This window comes from Methanolapillus ohkumae (genome assembly GCF_032594355.1).
Taxonomy (GTDB): Archaea; Halobacteriota; Methanosarcinia; order Methanosarcinales; family Methanosarcinaceae; genus Methanolapillus; species Methanolapillus ohkumae.
The window spans coordinates 1,138,662-1,155,394 of the sequence record NZ_CP131061.1 but is presented as its reverse complement, the minus strand read 5'-3'; the positions used below and the strand labels follow the sequence as shown (position 1 = coordinate 1,155,394).

The window sequence follows — 16,733 nt, the reverse complement described above, 5'->3', positions numbered from 1 at the left end:
ACGAAATCAAAAACGAAAAAAATTCCATCAAAAAAACTCAATAAAAAAAGCCGTTGATTTTTCAACCAACGGCATACGATTTTTAATTTCTTTTTGTTTATTATTTTTCTTTGTTTTAAGTTTGAGCTCCTTCAACCACGGTTGTCTTTTTGATGAATTTCTTGGCTTTGTAGAGTTTGTATGATACGAAAGCATCCGTAATTCCTGCAAAAAGGAAGGAAAATCCGACCCAGTAGACAAAGGTCAATGTGGCCAATTCAAAGTTAAATATAATGATAATGCCGAGCAGGATAACTAAAATACCGCCGAGGCACACCCACATCCAGCCGCCTTGCTTGGAATCTTTCATGTTGATGGATGTTCCAATCATGCTGATACCTTCAATTAAAATCCAGATGGCTAAAATGTAGGGCAAAACCAGTTCGCTGATTTGCGGGTTGAAAATCAAAATCAAACCTAAAATCAATGTTAAAATACCCAGGACACAACCCCATACCCAACTTCCGAATATGTTCCGGGTTGTGAACGCGAACGCAATTTCAAGAACACCAATGACAACCAAGAGAACACTGACAACAATGTTGATGGTCAAAAATGAAATGGTGTAGGATTCAAACGGGTAAAAGAAAAAGATAAAACCCGCCGCAATAAAAAGTAATGCTTCCAAAAGGACAATCCACCAATGCCGAACCGGGCCGGAGGTTTCTTCAATAACGGTTTCCATGAACTCACCTGATCTTTTGATAAATATTACAAAAATAACATTCTAATATTTCAAGCAAAATCAATAAAACCGCTTTTGCTTGATGGTAATTTAATTTATTTGCAATTATAAAATTGCAAAACATAATTGGAAATTCATCTATATATATATTATTATTAAATGTATTGTATAATAGGGGGTATGAAATTGAAAGTTATTTTCATCTCTAAAAACCCTAAAAAATTTTGAAAAAAGAACTAGAAAAAAAGAAAAAAGAGAAAGAGAAGTGAAAAAAGAAAAACGAACCGCTCCGGTTTTGTCGAAATATCTGCAGAATTTGCTTCCATAACGCACGCATGCGGCTGCCTAAAGAAAAAAATATGAAAAAAAGAAGTAAACAGAAGTGAAAAAAAAGAAGTGAAAAAAAGAAGTGAAAAACAGAAGTGAAAAAAAAGAAGTGAAAAAAAGAAACGGAAATAAAAAAACAGGATCAAGCTGCAGATTTTTAAAAATTAAATGTGCGTGTCATGCGAATCCTTTTTTGTCAGCGTCCGGATGTTTTCCCTTTCCCCAACGACCCACACCACATCGCCCTCCTTAAACATAAAAGTCGCATCAGGGTGCATAATGGATTCTTCGTCCCGATCCACGCCAACCACCAAACATTGAGCCTTGTCGCGAATCACGCATTCCCGAATATCTTTTCCGACCAAATATGAATTTTCGCCCACGACAAACTGTTCCAACACAACTTCATCATCCTTTTCCGGCAGGATGGCATGGTCTTCAATTTCGGCTTTAAAGAGTTTCATCTGCTCGTCGGTTCCCAAAACGACAATCTGATCGCCCGGATACAATTGGTCAAGGCCGCCCGGAATATTGATATGATTTCCGCCGCGAATAATAGATACAATACTGACGCCGTATTTTTTTCTGAAATTGAGTTCCGCCAAGGTTTTTCCGGCGACGACCGACTCCACCGTAATGTCAAACGTTCCAAGGTGAACGTTTTGTGCCATCAAACTTTGAGCAACATTTTTGTCTTCCTTTTTCAATTTGCTGAGGTTTTTGGCATTCAAATTTGTCATGAATTGTTTTTCGAAGTGAGTAAACTGTTTCCGAAGAACTTTTGAGAAAAACGCGACAATAATGACTAAAACCGTCAGGATGATCACGATTCCAATTTTTGTTGTGAATTCGCTGAACACGACATACGCAACAAAAAAAGCAGCCAAAACCACACGGGCAAGCACAATCAGGAGCAATGGTCCGCGATTGAATTTTTTATTATTCCAAATTTCCATAAAAGCCGGCGTTTTTAATTTGCTCACCAAAAGTGCGCTTAAAAACGGCGCCATCAAAAGAACCGTGACGGCAACGGAAATCACAGACCCGAGAGTTCCCGGAATTTCTGTCTTTAAAAACGGAGATACGTAGCGAACGGACGCTATGGCAATAAATGCCAGCACGACGGAATAAACCAAAATGACCATTACGTTGGAGAATAATGTTTTTTTCCAGCCGCTTTGCCGGTTCACGGTTTGTGCGCCTGACCCGTAGTTATCCAAAAAGCTGTTGACGCTGTCCGGCAATATTTTTTTGAGAAAATTATATGTCGGCTCAGCTAATTTAATCGTGTACGGTGTTGTAAACGTGGTAATCACGGAGACCGCTACCACAATCGGATACAAAAAGTCGCTGGTCACCTTTAAACTCATACCGAGTCCGGCAATGATAAAGGCGAATTCACCGATTTGCGCCAGTGAAAATCCGGATTGGATTGCCACTTTGAGATTTTGCCCGGAAATTAAAACACCCAAGCTTGAAAAAATCATTTTTCCAAAATAGGTTGCAAGCGTTACAATAATAATCGGGATGGCGTATGTCACCAGCATTTCCGGGTCCACAAGCATGCCGACCGATACGAAAAAGATGGCACCGAACAAATCTTTGACCGGCTTGACCAAGTGTTCAATTTTTTCGCCGTCAATGGTTTCCGCCAGAATGGATCCCATAATAAAGGCGCCAAGAGCGGATGAAAATCCAGTTTTGTTGGCAAGAACGACCATTCCAAGGCACAATCCCACGGAGACGATTAAAAGGGTTTCATCGTTCATGAATTTGCGGATATGTTTGAGGAGCGTCGGCAAAAGGAAAATTCCAAAAACAAACCAAAGTGCCAGGAAAAAGACAAGCCGTCCGAAACTTTCAATCATTTCGATGCCGACGGAGGTTTGACTAATCACAAGCGTCGGGAGAAGAACCATCATTAAAATGGCGACCAAGTCTTCCACGACCAGTGTTCCAAAAACAATGCTGGTGAACTTCTGGGACCGTAAGTTCAAGTCGTCAAATGCTTTAATAATGATGGTGGTGGATGACATGGCCAGCATACCGCCTAAAAAAATGCTGTCGATGTGCGACCATCCCATCAGATAGCCGACAAAGTAGCCGATGGTGAGCATGGAAATGACTTCCGTAATGGCTGTCACCGATGCCGGGCCGCCGATACGCATCAGTTTTTTAAAACTGAATTCCAATCCGAGACCAAATAATAAGAAAATGACTCCGATGTCCGCCCAAAGCGTTACGTTTTCTAAGTCGGAAACCGAAGGGAAAAATCCGAAATGCTGGCTGATGAGAAGACCCGCAACCACATAACCCAAAACAAGAGGCTGTTTCAACCATTTGAATATAAGTGTGACCGCCCCTGCCGCAATTAATATTAAAGCCAAATCAGAAATGAGTGGGGCAAGTCCGGACATGTTTTCTCACAATATTTTAACGAAATATTTGCGGACATGATTTAAATAATTGTTGATATTTTTTGCTCAAAATTGCAAAAAAATCTTTTCAAAAAGCAATCATTTGTTTTTGAAAAAACTCACCAAAAATGCCAATCGGTTTTGATTTATTTTCCAAAAAGGTGTCGCCATAACGCACGCGGCGGATGAAATAAATTAACAAAAAAAGAGCTTAGATCGGCTCTCTTTTGTCAATAATTCTTTTGGACTTTCCGCCCGTTCTCTCAATGCTTCCGAATTCCAACAAATCAACACTGGTCCGGACATTTAAGACATTCATCAATTCGGAAATCACTTTCTGCTGGATGGCTTCCAACTTGATCAAGTCGTCCGTAAACGCATCTTTTTCAAGTTCGACTTGCACGGTCATCTCATCCATTTTTTTGGAATTGCGGGTGAGAATCATTTGGAATTGGTTGCTCACTTCCGGAATTTTGGAAATGACATCCTGTATTTGCGTCGGATACACATTAATTCCGCGAACGGTCACCATGTCATCCACCCGTCCAATGAGACGGGAAATTTTGGTCGAGTGGCGGCCGCATTCGCAATCGGATTCCAAAAGCCGGGTGATGTCGCCGGTGCGGTATCGGATGCTGATGAGTCCTTCTTTGGTGAGAGAGGTGAGAACCAACTCCCCCTTCTCGCCTTCCGATACTTGTTCGCCGTTTTTGTCCAAAACCTCTACAAAGAAGTGGTCGTCCCAAATGTGAAGCCCGTTTTGTTCCGGACACTCAAACGCGATGCCGGGACCAAACATTTCGGAAAGGCCGTAGGAGTCGTACGCTTTGATGTGGAGCATATCCTCAATATTTTTTCTCATGTTGTCCGACCACGGTTCTGCGCCAAGGCAGCCGACTTTGAGCTTTAATTTGTCCACCATATCATGTTCGACCGCAGTTTCCGCCAAATAAAGCGCGTAAGATGGCGTGCAGTGAATTGCGGTCACACCAAAATCAATCATCATCTCAAGTTGCCGGAGCGTATGCCCGACACCGGCCGGAACAGCCGTTGCGCCCAGACGCTCGATTCCGTTGTGAATTCCAAGACCGCCGGTGAAAAGACCGTAATTCACCGAATTTTGAAAAATATCTTTTTTTGTCAGCCCGACCATGGCGAAATTTCGGGCCAAAAGGTCCGCCCAAATATCAATATCATTCTATGTGTAGCCGACTACTTTGGGTTTTCCGGTTGTTCCGGACGACGAATGAATCCGGATGATGTCTTCCATCGGCGCCGCAAAAAGACCATACGGATAATTGTCCGTAAAATCCTGCTTCGTCAGCATCGGAAGCTTGGAAATATCGGAAAGGGAGCGGATGTCTTGCGGCTTTACACCGACCGCATCGAATTTTTTCTTATAAAACGGAACATTCCGGTAGACCGTTTGGACGGATTTTGTAAGACGTTTGAGCTGAAGATCGTTCATCTCTTTTCGATTCATCGTTTCAATCTGAGGATCCCAAAATGCCATAAATTCATCATAACCTGAATTTGAATAAAAATAATTGTTTGTTGTCAAATAAAACAAATGTTTGTTATCAAATAAAACAAATAAAAAACACGCCGCAAGATCATGCATTTTGTATATGGTCATACAATAAGCACGGTGTGCCATGTCAAAGCGTGTCATACAAATGGTAGTACTATCAAAGCGGTTCATAGTATATAAAATTGAGTCAAAAAGAAAAAAATCAATCCCGATTCAAAATTTAATTATTTCATTTCGGAATTATCTCAACAATTCAATTTGAGTTTTCGTCTCTTTCCTCATCCGTTTGATTTTTTTTCAAGAAGCGCATCCGCTGCGAATCATCCGAAATAATCATCATGTGCGGGTATGGAATTGTAATTTTCGGCTCATCATCAAATCTTTTCTTAATTCCTTCCCGGATTGCGCATTCGGCCGAGTAGGCATCATCCCGGTCAGCCACCCAAAAATCAAGAGACAAATTAATTCCGGACTCCGCAAGACCTGTCATTCGGACGCGGACATCCTCCGTCACTTCCGGATGCATTCGAAAAACCAATTCCGGCGACATCACATATTTGTTTTTGCGGGCTTCCTCGGTCATGATTTTTCGGGCAAGATCGACATCGGATTCATATGAAATCTGAACGGGAACGACCCACCGAATGCTGCGGTCATCAAATGTCCAATTGGTGACAGTCGCTTTGTTCAAAACAGAGTTGGGAATAATCACCAAGCGGTTGTCCGAGGTCTTAATCGTGGTTTGTCTCAGATTGATGTCGATGACTTCTCCGTAAACATTGTCTGTCGTAATCAAATCGCCGACCCGAAACGGTTGGAAAAAGGTGAGCGCGATTCCGGAAATAATGTTCCCGAAAGTGTCCTGGGCAGCAATGCCGATGACAATTCCGATGACACCGGCCCCCACCAAAATGGTGGATGAAAAAGCCCGAAGGGGCGGAACAGTATACAACACAAGAACAATTCCGGCCAAATAAATACTGCCGACAATAACATGCCGAAACATCGTAAACCGGGTCACATCCATCTTCATGCTTTTTTCAACGCTTTCGGAGTAAGATTGAAACTTTTTGCCCACAAAACGCGCAACAACCGCGGTCAAAATAAGAATCACAAGAATATAAAAGACGGTTCCCAAGTTGTCCAAAACCGCATTGGATGTATTGACAAGGACGATGTAGAGTGAGTTGAGCGTGTTTTCTATCAATTTAAATCCTCCGGCTTATGAAAATAAGATTCGGATCGACCTCATTTTCTCAAAAAAAATTCAAATTCAACCGGTTCTGATTTTTCGGCGAATATTCTGTCAAAAAATATAATTAAAACGATAAATGAGCGGATTTTATTTAAAAGTTTACCGTTTTTACATTTTTTCCTTTTGTAATTAAATCATAATCGATGTGAGCTTTGACAATTTCCGGAATTTTTCCCCAAAATCCGATGTCTTTTCCTTCCACCAAAACAGCGCCGTCAATTCCGGGAACTTGAATGACGAAGAGCGCTTTTTTAATATTTTCGGCTCCGGTCGTTGTCAGGGCGTTTCCCAATGCCGTTGCGGCTGCATCCGATAACGCAACGTTTTTTGAAAAAATAATGGCGGCGTCCGAAATCCCAAAACTGATGGAGTGTCCGACCGTTCCCGAAGATGTGCAAATTCCAAGAATATCCGGCGCGGGTTCTATGGAAAAACCCAAATTTTTAAAATCAGATTTTCCGGCGTAAATGCCGATAACAAGTGGTTTTTCGCCGGCGTTGTAAAGAGCGATATCTCCGCCGTTGTCCACCACCGCAATCACCGCGCCTGCTTCTTTCATTTTCAAAACCGCGGATTCGGCAATAGTGCCCGCAACGGTGCTCATCGGTCCGATTCCAAATGTATTTGCGGCCTCAATCATTCGTTGAATGAGAGGAGGTGCCGATGGGTCTTTTCCATATGTTTCCAACGTGGTTTTAAAAAACGGATTTTTGGAAATGTAGTTTTCCAAAATGAAACGGCAGGCAGCAATTTCCTTTCGGGCGATTTCCACAAAAAAATCGGAATCCGCCAATATGGTGACGATGGTTTCTTTCCATTCAAAATGACATTTAATCATGAATCTTCCACCCATTTTTCAGCAGTTTCAACAATTCTAAAATTCAAGACCAATAAAACACAACCGGATGAAAAACATAAAACCAAAATAAAAAATAAACATAAAACCAAAATAAAAAATAAACATAAAACCAAAATAAAAAATAAACATAAAAATAAAATAAGAAAGAAAATAAAGAAAATGTTAAATTTTGGATTTTATTTTCTTCATTCGTTCCACCGCTTCGTTGATGCGGTCGACTTCTTTTGTTAACGCGAACCGCAGGAATCCTTCACCGCTTGCGCCAAAACCGTTTCCGGGAGTCGCGACGATTCCGGCTTCTTCCAACAGCAATTTTGAAAATTCCATCGATGTGTAGCCTTTGGGAACCGGTGCCCATAAATAAAATGTGGCTTTTTGAGGTACTGCGTCAATGCCGATAGATTTTAAGCCGGCGACCAAACTGTCCCGCCGCTCCTTGTAAACCGCGTTCATTTCATAAACGCATTGTTGGGAAGATGTCAAAGCAGTGACGCCTGCTCGCTGGATTGCGTCAAAAACGCCGGAGTCAATATTGGACTTCACTTTTCCAAACGCTGCAATCAAATCTTTGTTGCCGGCCGCAAATCCGAGACGCCAGCCGGTCATGTTGTATGTTTTGGACATGGAGAAAAGCTCAATGCCGACATCCATGGCTCCCGGCGTTTCCAAAAAGCCGGGCGCTTTGTAGCCATCAAAAACCATTTCGGAATATGCGTTGTCATGGACGACGACCAGGTTATTTTCTTTCGCGAAGGCCACGGTTTTTGCAAAAAACTCAGGAGTTGCAACGGCACCGGTCGGATTGTTCGGATAATTGATAAAGAGCAGTTTTGCTTTTTTAAGAACATCTTTGGGAATCGCATCGTAATCCGGCAGGAAATTATTTTTCGCAAGAAGGGGCATATCATACGGAATGCCGCATGCGAATTTCGTTCCGATGCTGTACACCGGATAGCCGGGATTCGGACATAAAACAATATCCCCTGGGTTGATAAATGCGAACGGGACGTGGGCCACCCCTTCTTTGGAGCCGATGAGAGACAAGACTTGGGTTTTTGGGTCCACCGTCACACCTTTCTCTTTTTTCAGCCATTCGGCAACTGCCGCCCGAAACTCCAAAAGACCGACGTAGGATGGATATTGGTGATTTTTCGGGTCACGAACCGCTGTTACCATTGATTCGACAATGTGGGGTGGAGTCGGGCGGTCCGGGTCGCCGACGCCTAAATCAATGACATCGACTCCTTTGTCAATGATTGCTTTCTTAGCCTCATCAATCGCCGCAAAAAGATAGGGCGGCAAAGTCAAAATGCGTTCCGAATAACTCATATATATCACTCCATTTTTAAAATTCGTCGTGGGATATAAAAATATTGCTGATCTTTTTTACATAATGTATTTATTTAGAATTTGGAATTTTTGAATAGAATTCTTTAAAATATGAAATTTTTGAATAGAATTCTTTAGAATTTTTAAATTTTAATTTTAATTTAATTTTATTTAAAAAATTTTGAAAAATATTCCTGAAAACTATTATTTCAACTTGATTTTTCTATATAGCCGTTCCTATTGAAAAAAAATCAAAATCCAATCTATGGACAGTCAAAAGCCGGCTTGACAAGAATGGGATTGGAATTGTTGAGATTGGAATTGTTGGGATTGGAATTGTTGGGATTGGAATTGTTGGGATTGGAAGGAAATTTATAACTGAAAAAGCATTTTCATTTTGAGAGTTATGCGTCACATCATGGAAATGGTTGGAAAAACGCGCGTTGTCATTGAAGATGGCGCGGTTGTTGAGGTTTTTAATCCGGATATTTATTGGTGCCCGCTTTTTGAAAAAGCGCGTGGGATTCAAAAAATCGACCCGGCCGAAGTCAAAAAAAATATGGAGTTTCGAATTCGGGAATTTGGGTTTTTTACGCCGGAGCGCAAATTGGATGGTTTTGAGGATTTTGTCGGTTTTGGCGCATCCGAAACCATGATGTCCGGATTGAAGCACGGGATTATCGATGCTTCCGTCAGTGTTTGCGATGGGGCGGGGACAGTTGTGACAAAAAATCCGTCTTTGGTTCAAGGCATGGGCGCCCGGATGTCGGGGCTGGTTTACACGGAGCCGATTCCGGAAATTATTCAAAAAATAAAAGACCGAGATGGAATTATTCCGGATGAAAAAACAGCGGCCATTGATCCTCTTTTGGGGGCTAAAACGGCGGCGGATCTTGGATTTAAAAAAATCGCGGTGACGGTCGCAGATGCGAAAACCGCTGAAAAAATAAGAAATTTTCAAAATGAAAGAAACAATGAAAAAAACAATGTCGGGAACAATGAAAAAAATAATATCGGGAACAATGAAAAAAATAATATCGGGAACAATGAAATCTATTTTTTAATTATTGCCGTTCATACCACCGGTATTTCAAAAGAAGAATCGGAAGAATTGAAAAAATACGCTGACATCGTCACGCTGTGCGCATCCAAACATTTGAGGGAAATAAAACCGTTGCTGCAGGTCGGAACGGCTGTTCCGCTGATTGCGCTCACGCAAGCCGGAAGGGAATTGTTGCTGGAGCGGGCCAAATATGTGAACAGCACTCTTTTGGTAAACACAATGCCGCTACCTGTTTTGCCGGAACAAAAGCAACCGAAAGAGTTGGTCTGACAAGGATTCATGTTTAAAATAAAAGTCGAGGGATTTTTTTGGATTCTGCTCTTGAAAATTATGATACTACTGCAACTGCTCCTACTGCAACTGCTCCTACTGCAACTGCTCCTATTGCAACTGCTCCTCTTCCTACTAATAATAATTGTTTTGATGTGATTGTTATTGGCGGCGGTCCTTCCGGCTCCATTGCCGCACGCTACGCCAAATTAAACGGCGCGTCCGGGGTTTTGATGATTGAAGAAAATTCAAGTATCGGGATTCCCGTGCAATGTGCCGGTCTTCTCAGTGTTGCGGCTGTGCGGGAAGCTGAAATTGAGCCGGATGATTCGTTTGTTCTTCATTCTGTTTCCGGAGCAGATGTCTATCCGCCGTCAGAAAAATTCCTTCCTGTTCGCGGAAAAAGCACAATGGCTTACGTTGTTTCCCGGTCGGCGTTTGACCAAAAATCCGCAAAAAAAGCGAAGGAAGCGGGGGTTGAAATTTGGCTGAAAACAAAAGCTATCGGAATGAAAAGAGGTCCGGATCCACGAAAAAGAATAAAAATCCAAAACAATGAACCGGACGAAAAAGGAACAGATGAAGACAAAACCGGTACGAATAGAGAAAAAATTGAAATAACCCCCCCGAAAAATCAGGCAGCTGGTTCCGGTCCGATAATCGACGCCGAATTTGAAGAGCAGGACGGCTGGATTTTAACGGTGGCCGGCAACGGAATTATAAAGACTCTTTTTGCAAAAATGATTATTGCCGCCGACGGCGCCAACGGGCGTGCCGCCGGATGGGCCGGTCTTTCCCCTTGCGAAAAATTGTTGTCCGGGATTCAGGTAGATGTGGAGTACGATTCCAAAAATCCGGGAGCGGTTGAGGTTTTTGTTGGAAGCGCCGCCCCGGGGTTTTTTGCCTGGACGATTCCGATTTCAGATTCGGTTTCAAGAATTGGTCTGGCGATTGACAAAGAAGCGGCGGAAAAATACAATCCGATTTCTCCGCAGACCGCCGGGAAAAAGGTCAATGCCCATTCATATTTGATGGAATTTTTAAAACGGCCGGAAATCGCTTCTAAAATCCAATCTGAGCCATCAAATTTAACCGCCGGAAATATTCCCCTCGGCCCCATGAAAAAAACGTATGCGACCGGGTTTTTAGTAGTCGGAGATGCTGCCGGTCAATGCAAACCAATCTCAGGAGGCGGAATTTATCCGGGCGCCGTCGCGGCAAAAATTGCCGGAAAAGTTGCCGGTCAAGCGGTAGTCGAAAACAATTTCTCGGAAAAAAAGATGGCGGAATATGAAAAACAGTGGAAAACCGAGCTTCAAAAGGAACTGGATATTGGAATGCTGGCGCACAAATACCGGACAAAAATGAGTGATGCTGACATGGACGGCATTTTTAAAGAAATGAATAATCCGGAGATGTTAGCGATGATTACCGAATACGGAGACATGGACCATCCGTCCATTCTGATTCGAAAAATCATGTTCTCCAAACAGGCTTTTAAAATGATGAAATTAATGAAAGTATTTTTGAAAAATTTGGTTTGATTCGATTTTGTTTATACAAAATAAAACGAATGAAAAATGAATTTAAAAAAAAGAGGCGGAAGTTTTTTTCCGCCAAAATGATTTGATTTTTTACAATCCCGTTAAAATTAAGCGTTGGAAAGCTCGACCGTGAATTTCCGTTCCGCATTCTTTGGGTTTGCGATGTAGAGATTGCGGTGAGACGTATTCTTTTCGGACGCGCCGGTTTTAGCTTCCGGAATCCAAGTGCCATCGGGACCAAGTTTGTCGATTTTAATGTCAAAGGTGACACCGGTGGCTTCGACCGGATTGGGTTTCTCGTAGTCGTAAAAGACTTTAATTTTAATGTTGGATTCTTTGCCAAGCCCTTCTGTTGTAAAATTAATGCTTGAGCGGTGCTTTTCTCCCGGAAGCGGGCTTTTTTCACTGGTGATCGTCACTTTCATAAAAAACCTCTTTTGTATTTTGAACAATAACGGACAAAAAATCAGGCAAATGCCTGAAATGAACAATGCAGCGGCTGCCAAAATTCGAGTCGCCAATGATCCTTGTTTTTTAATTTATCAAAAACAAATAACATTGTATTTTTGGGCAGGTACATTAAATCTTTAATATAATTATCAAAATATATATAATTGTTGATTAAATTAGAATAATAATATAAAAACAACTTTTAAAACTTTATGATTGCTGCATCTGTTTTTTATTTTATGGTTGCTGCATCTGTTTTCTTTCAACACATCCATTCCTCCAAAATCCGAAAATTCGAGATGCGGTACGTATCCGGATTTTCTGGAAGGGGTGCTTGATCCGGAAAATTTGTTGCCGGAAAATTTGTTGCCGGAAAAATAGTTGTCAAAAAAAGGCGATCCTTCGATTTTTAATCCTCTTTAAAATGTGTTGCCATAACGCGCGCGCATGCCGCCTGAATAAAAGCAAAAGCAAAAAACAAAAATAAAAAACAAAAATAAAAAAACAAAAATAAAAAAACAAAAAGGATAAAATATGAAAAACAAAAATGAAAAATGAAAAAGAAAAATGAAAAAATACAGCCTGCGGATTTTTTTACTTCAAATCCACCGGGCAAGTGCACATTTCAATCAACGCTTCTTCACCGACCCGGGATCCGCGTGCGATTAAAATATCATTTTCATGGATTGTAATTCGTCCGCTGACGGAATAGATCCAGCGGTTGTCCCGTTTTACCGCCAAAATATGTATTCCGGTTTCGGTTTCCAAGCGAAGTTCTTTGAGGGATTTTCCAAGAATCGGAGAACAAGAGGCGACTTCGATTTTGATGATGATTTCGTCTGATTCACGAACGGCCATCGCGATAATCGGGTGAAGCCCGATTTCCCGAAATACCGGATCGGCAATGTCGGATGCCGCATTGGAAATCTTTTCAGACGCGCTCGCCAAAATCAAAACACCTTTGAGTTCGGACGGCGATTCCATGGAACAGGCGGCTTCGAGGACAAGCTCTTGGACTTCGTATTTCATTTCATCCAGCGTTTGCTCAATGGATTGAACTTCCTGAGCGATATCTTTATTGTTCAACAAAAGCGCTGAATACGCAAGACCGACGGAGAGTTCGCACATGTTTTTCATTTCAACAATGATTTCAATCGCCTGCTCAAAACCGGCGGTTTCATTGCAATCGATCACTTTTCTGGGCGTGTAAATTTTGTTGGTCGCTTTCTCAAAGAAAAGCGGAACGCCTTCATCATGACCACGCGCAATCAAAACATCTCCTTGCCGGAGGCGGGTTTCTTTGGTTGGCGCGTAAATCCAGTCCGCGTTGCGCCGGATGGCAATAATCCACATGCCAGCCTCGATATCTAATTCCAAATCTCCAAGTGTCTGGCCGACCATCTCGGATTCTTCATTCACCCGGACTTTGACAATGGTTTCATCGGCGTTTCTCAGTGCGACTTTAAGACGGTCCGGAATGGAAATGTCCATTAAAACGCATTTGGAGATTTCCATCGCCGCGTTTGCAATATATTCGGAAGCGGCCGCAACTTCCAAAACTCCCAAAAGCTGCTCGCCATCTTCAATCCGGCGCGTGCTGAGCATGGCTCCCATTTTGACGTGATAGTCCAGCATATCCATTTTTTCTTCCAGATGCATCACTTCTTCGGCAATGTCTTCGTCATCGTAAATCATCGCCGAGTAAGCCAAATCAATCATCAGCTCAGATGTGTCCTTCATCTCAACGAGCAATTCCTTGAGATTTTTGGGCACATACTTGTACCGCTTTTTTGTCATAACCTGATAAACCATCCGTTTGAATTTGATTAAGTATTGTTTGTATTTGCTAAATTGTTATTTTTGCTTTTAAATCTTATTTTTATAAAATTTTATAATATGAATAAATATCATCGTCTCATCGAAAAATTTGAAAGATTTCAATTCAGGAAGTAAAGGCCGAAAAGAATGGCGGAGATCATCATCCCGACGACACCGACCAAATCCCCAAGACTTGCGACCACCGGAATGACGGTGTCGTCCGGATCCAGTCCGGCTTTGTGGGAAATGTAAGAAAGTCCGACCGTCACCGAATAAACGATAAGGATATCAAATGTAACAACGATGGCGCTCACGCTCATAATGAGAAAAAGGGATGTGCCGTATCCGAGATAGATGTTAATCACGTAAATGACCAGGCTGATAAAAATCCCGGAAAAAACAGCGACAATAACCGCCGCAATCACACTGTTTCGAACGACCGGATTTTTACGGATTTTGCTGCTCAGACCCAAATGGTAAGCGGAGGACAGCCGGGATGCCAGCATGCTTCCGGTATCGCCTCCGATTTTAAGCAAAACCGGCATCAAGATTAAGAGTGTCGGATATTCAATCAGCACGTCTTCCTGATAACGAAGGAGGAGGCCGACAAAAATTGCCATGAAACAGGTGACAAAAAGAATCGGAAGGCCGTTTTTAACAAGACCGCGGACGGTATAATACGTCATAACATGATCACCAGCCGCGCAATTATGAAAATCATGATCATGGATAAAATATCGCCAATCGTTGCGATAGATGGTGTGACGACGTTATCCGGATCCAATCCGAATTTGAAGGTTCCGATTGCTAAGAACACGGATAGGAAAGACAAAAAAATTCCGGAGAAAAATCCGGAGAGAAGGGAAATTAAAATTAAAGAGAAGAGGCCGGCGCTTTCCAGTCCCAATAGAAGAGAAATAATATGTCCTAAAAATCCCAAAAAGATGGAGATGAGAATCGTTAAAATCATGGAACCGACGATGTTGTTGGATAATTCTTTGTTTTTGAAATCAATATTCGTAATCAGACCCATGTGAATGGCACTTCCGAGCCGGGATCCAAGCGCTGAGGAGATATTTCCGCGAAGCCCCATAATTCCCGGAATAATTATCAAGAGTCCCGGAATCATCTCAATTTCTGATGTCATGCCGGACAAAATCACGCCGGAAACAATACCCCCGACCACGGCGATGAGTTCAAAAGGCAATGCCTCTTTGACAATGGACGAGATGCTCGCGTATTCTCCGAGATATTGACCTACGTCGGAGTCATCGTTTTCACGGTCTCGGTGAGGCATGAACTGAAATAATGCAGGGATATTATTAAAATATTAGCAAGGAATATCAGACAAAAGTTTTTTGATGATTTAAACCCTTGAATTGAACGATTTGAATTGAATCATTGTAAAAAGGGTGAAGTAAAATGCAAAATCGAATGAAAACGCATCAGTTGTCTGAAAATGAAATCCGGGATCTTCTTAAAAGCGAACCGGTCGGCCGTCTGGGGACGGCGGATTCATCGGGATTTCCCTATGTTGTTCCGGTTCATTTCGTATACGAGAAGGATAAAAACGAGAACGGCAATAATGGGGACGGTAAAATTTACATTCACGGATTAATCAAGGGTGAGAAGCTTGAAAATATCCGAAATAATCCGAAAGTTGGATTTGAGGTGGATAAATTTGAAAAATTCGTGGTGCCGGATGACAATGACCCGTGTGGTGTCAACACAGTCTACCAAAGCGTTATCATCAAAGGAACCGCCAAAACAGTTGCGGATGAAAAAGAAAAAGAACACGCGCTTCGAAAAATCGTTGAAAAATATACGCCGTCTCTTTTTGGACAAGAGTTTGGAAATTCAATTAAAGCAACAGCCGTCATTGAAATTTCAATTCAGGAATGTACCGGCAAATATTACAAATAAAATCCATATATTCCTAAATAATATCTAAATACACATTTTCAATGATGGTTTGCTGCAATTTGTTGACAATTTTTCAAATTGTTGCAATCTGTTGATTATTTTTCAGATTTCTGCAATTTGTTAACCATTTTTCATTTTTTTTGCGCTGCCGCCGCGCGCATTATAGCGACCAATTTTTAAAAGATTTTAAAAAAACAGCGGATGGATCTTTTGTATTATTTTTTTCAGATTGGTTTAATTTGTTTCCATTCTAGTTGAAGTTACATTTTCCACCAATATATTTTTTCAAAAACAAAATGAGTAAATCAGATGCAATGAATCTGATTTACCCGAGATGATTTGATTAATTGAGAACTTAAGTAAGCTGAATATGAAATAAAATGAATTGAGATCATTTTTTTCAATAACTTAATTAAATATTGGTTTTTGTTAATAAAATCACAAATTATTATATCAACAAAAGGAATAAGTCTTCCAAAACAATATTTTATCTAACATAATATAAATATATCTTGTGTTAAATTATTTTTGATATCTATGGTGAGATATCAATTATTTATGGAGCTAAAAAATATGATAAAAAATCAAAAATTGTTGGCATTTTATTCATTCTACTCATTTTAGTGAGTTTGATTTCTCCTGTTTTAGGGGAAGAAGATCTGAGAAAATCTGTAGAAAATCCATACACGGAAGAAGAAACAAAACTAATTATCGACTCAACAAAACAGACAAATCCGACAGCCTTTTTATCTTACTCAAAGAATGATAATATTCTTGCAGTTTATGGAGAAGTTCCCCTGAAAAACAAGGGTGTAGAATCGTATGAATGGTGGCTAGCCATTAGCAACACTGTTGATGAAATCGCTGAAGATGAGGCTTTTGGAAAATATCTTGCCCGAAACGGTGGTTCTATAATTGGCTATGGACCGTGTAGTGAAGGGTATATTATCATTCAAACGGACCAGGAATTGCGTAGTAAAATTACTCAGAATGATTTAGAACAAATTCAAAAAATTGTAGACAAATATGCTGAAAAAAATGGATGGTTTTTAGTTTACAGATTGCTGAAAATTTCCTCCGCAATGCTCTTTGAATCTTTAAAATGAAGGAGAAAGTTTGACGCCAAGGTTTGCTGATGTGAAACAGCTTCTTTTCAGTCGCAATTTTTATTTTTGTACTGTTATAACTGCTTGCTATTCTGGAATTGCTGCTGCGTTTTCTAA

At 41.2% G+C, this 16,733-nt stretch carries 15 protein-coding genes; 4 read left to right on the top strand and 11 right to left on the bottom strand.

Annotation, left to right across the window (positions count from 1 at the left end; translation table 11 throughout):
• Positions 1–115: 115 nt before the first annotated feature.
• The 7 genes from MsAm2_RS05010 to MsAm2_RS04980 all read right to left on the bottom strand — a co-directional run bounded on the left by MsAm2_RS05010 (position 116) and on the right by MsAm2_RS04980 (position 8,442).
• A complete protein-coding gene (locus tag MsAm2_RS05010; protein WP_338097171.1) occupies positions 116–724 on the bottom strand; it encodes a DUF308 domain-containing protein in 609 nt (202 codons plus the stop codon).
• A 491-nt stretch (positions 725–1,215) separates the two neighbouring features.
• Positions 1,216–3,468: a monovalent cation:proton antiporter family protein gene (locus MsAm2_RS05005; RefSeq protein ID WP_338097170.1), complete on the bottom strand. Its 2,253-nt coding sequence runs from the start codon at positions 3,466–3,468 to the stop codon at positions 1,216–1,218.
• A gap of 211 nt (positions 3,469–3,679) precedes the next feature.
• Positions 3,680–4,639, bottom strand: coding sequence for a phenylacetate--CoA ligase family protein (locus tag MsAm2_RS05000; RefSeq protein ID WP_338097169.1), 960 nt, complete (start codon positions 4,637–4,639; stop codon positions 3,680–3,682).
• Between the two features lie 27 nt (positions 4,640–4,666).
• On the bottom strand, positions 4,667–4,981 hold the full coding sequence (locus tag MsAm2_RS04995; protein WP_338097168.1) for a phenylacetate--CoA ligase family protein: 315 nt from the start codon (positions 4,979–4,981) through the stop codon (positions 4,667–4,669).
• A gap of 271 nt (positions 4,982–5,252) precedes the next feature.
• Positions 5,253–6,206: a mechanosensitive ion channel family protein gene (locus tag MsAm2_RS04990; RefSeq protein WP_338097167.1), complete on the bottom strand. Its 954-nt coding sequence runs from the start codon at positions 6,204–6,206 to the stop codon at positions 5,253–5,255.
• 139 nt (positions 6,207–6,345) lie between these two features.
• The gene (locus MsAm2_RS04985; protein ID WP_338097166.1) at positions 6,346–7,092 is read right to left on the bottom strand and encodes a UPF0280 family protein; all 747 of its coding nucleotides are present in this window, start codon (positions 7,090–7,092) and stop codon (positions 6,346–6,348) included.
• Positions 7,093–7,275: 183 nt separating this feature from the next.
• On the bottom strand, positions 7,276–8,442 hold the full coding sequence (locus tag MsAm2_RS04980) for an LL-diaminopimelate aminotransferase (protein WP_338097165.1): 1,167 nt from the start codon (positions 8,440–8,442) through the stop codon (positions 7,276–7,278).
• 406 nt (positions 8,443–8,848) lie between these two features.
• On the opposite strand from MsAm2_RS04980, the gene MsAm2_RS04975 reads away from it, so the two are divergent.
• Together MsAm2_RS04975 and MsAm2_RS04970 are read left to right on the top strand one after the other, a co-directional pair.
• Positions 8,849–9,775 carry a methanogenesis marker 8 protein gene (locus MsAm2_RS04975; RefSeq protein WP_338097164.1) on the top strand — a complete coding sequence of 309 codons (927 nt, stop codon included), beginning with the start codon at positions 8,849–8,851 and terminating at the stop codon, positions 9,773–9,775.
• Between the two features lie 38 nt (positions 9,776–9,813).
• Complete coding sequence (locus MsAm2_RS04970) at positions 9,814–11,319, top strand: geranylgeranyl reductase family protein (RefSeq protein ID WP_338097163.1); 1,506 nt, start codon at positions 9,814–9,816, stop codon at positions 11,317–11,319.
• Between the two features lie 107 nt (positions 11,320–11,426).
• Here MsAm2_RS04970 and MsAm2_RS04965 read toward each other — a convergent pair whose 3' ends face one another.
• From MsAm2_RS04965 to MsAm2_RS04950, 4 genes are all read right to left on the bottom strand, one after another.
• A complete protein-coding gene (locus MsAm2_RS04965; RefSeq protein ID WP_338097162.1) occupies positions 11,427–11,744 on the bottom strand; it encodes a hypothetical protein in 318 nt (105 codons plus the stop codon).
• Positions 11,745–12,363: 619 nt separating this feature from the next.
• The gene (locus tag MsAm2_RS04960; protein ID WP_338097161.1) at positions 12,364–13,566 is read right to left on the bottom strand and encodes a potassium channel family protein; all 1,203 of its coding nucleotides are present in this window, start codon (positions 13,564–13,566) and stop codon (positions 12,364–12,366) included.
• 140 nt (positions 13,567–13,706) lie between these two features.
• Positions 13,707–14,273 carry a magnesium transporter gene (locus MsAm2_RS04955; protein WP_338097160.1) on the bottom strand — a complete coding sequence of 189 codons (567 nt, stop codon included), beginning with the start codon at positions 14,271–14,273 and terminating at the stop codon, positions 13,707–13,709.
• Positions 14,270–14,884: a magnesium transporter gene (locus MsAm2_RS04950; protein ID WP_338097159.1), complete on the bottom strand. Its 615-nt coding sequence runs from the start codon at positions 14,882–14,884 to the stop codon at positions 14,270–14,272. The genes MsAm2_RS04955 and MsAm2_RS04950 overlap by 4 nt, the downstream gene beginning before the upstream one ends.
• Before the next feature lie 125 nt (positions 14,885–15,009).
• Here MsAm2_RS04950 and MsAm2_RS04945 point away from each other — a divergent pair, with 125 nt between their 5' ends.
• Both MsAm2_RS04945 and MsAm2_RS04940 read left to right on the top strand, forming a co-directional pair.
• Entirely contained in the window at positions 15,010–15,510 is a 501-nt protein-coding gene (locus MsAm2_RS04945) for a pyridoxamine 5'-phosphate oxidase family protein (protein ID WP_338097158.1), read from the top strand.
• A gap of 623 nt (positions 15,511–16,133) precedes the next feature.
• Positions 16,134–16,616, top strand: coding sequence for a hypothetical protein (locus MsAm2_RS04940; protein ID WP_338097157.1), 483 nt, complete (start codon positions 16,134–16,136; stop codon positions 16,614–16,616).
• The last annotated feature ends 117 nt before the right edge of the window (positions 16,617–16,733 follow it).

Coding starts and splice junctions, on each gene's coding strand:
- MsAm2_RS05010 (WP_338097171.1), bottom strand. CDS start 724: ATGGAAACCGTTATTGAAGAAACCTCCGGCCCGGTTCGGCATTGGTGG.
- MsAm2_RS05005 (WP_338097170.1), bottom strand. CDS start 3,468: ATGTCCGGACTTGCCCCACTCATTTCTGATTTGGCTTTAATATTAATT.
- MsAm2_RS04995 (WP_338097168.1), bottom strand. CDS start 4,981: ATGGCATTTTGGGATCCTCAGATTGAAACGATGAATCGAAAAGAGATG.
- MsAm2_RS04985 (WP_338097166.1), bottom strand. CDS start 7,092: ATGATTAAATGTCATTTTGAATGGAAAGAAACCATCGTCACCATATTG.
- MsAm2_RS04980 (WP_338097165.1), bottom strand. CDS start 8,442: ATGAGTTATTCGGAACGCATTTTGACTTTGCCGCCCTATCTTTTTGCG.
- MsAm2_RS04975 (WP_338097164.1), top strand. CDS start 8,849: ATGCGTCACATCATGGAAATGGTTGGAAAAACGCGCGTTGTCATTGAA.
- MsAm2_RS04965 (WP_338097162.1), bottom strand. CDS start 11,744: ATGAAAGTGACGATCACCAGTGAAAAAAGCCCGCTTCCGGGAGAAAAG.
- MsAm2_RS04960 (WP_338097161.1), bottom strand. CDS start 13,566: ATGACAAAAAAGCGGTACAAGTATGTGCCCAAAAATCTCAAGGAATTG.
- MsAm2_RS04955 (WP_338097160.1), bottom strand. CDS start 14,273: ATGACGTATTATACCGTCCGCGGTCTTGTTAAAAACGGCCTTCCGATT.
- MsAm2_RS04950 (WP_338097159.1), bottom strand. CDS start 14,884: ATGCCTCACCGAGACCGTGAAAACGATGACTCCGACGTAGGTCAATAT.
- MsAm2_RS04945 (WP_338097158.1), top strand. CDS start 15,010: ATGCAAAATCGAATGAAAACGCATCAGTTGTCTGAAAATGAAATCCGG.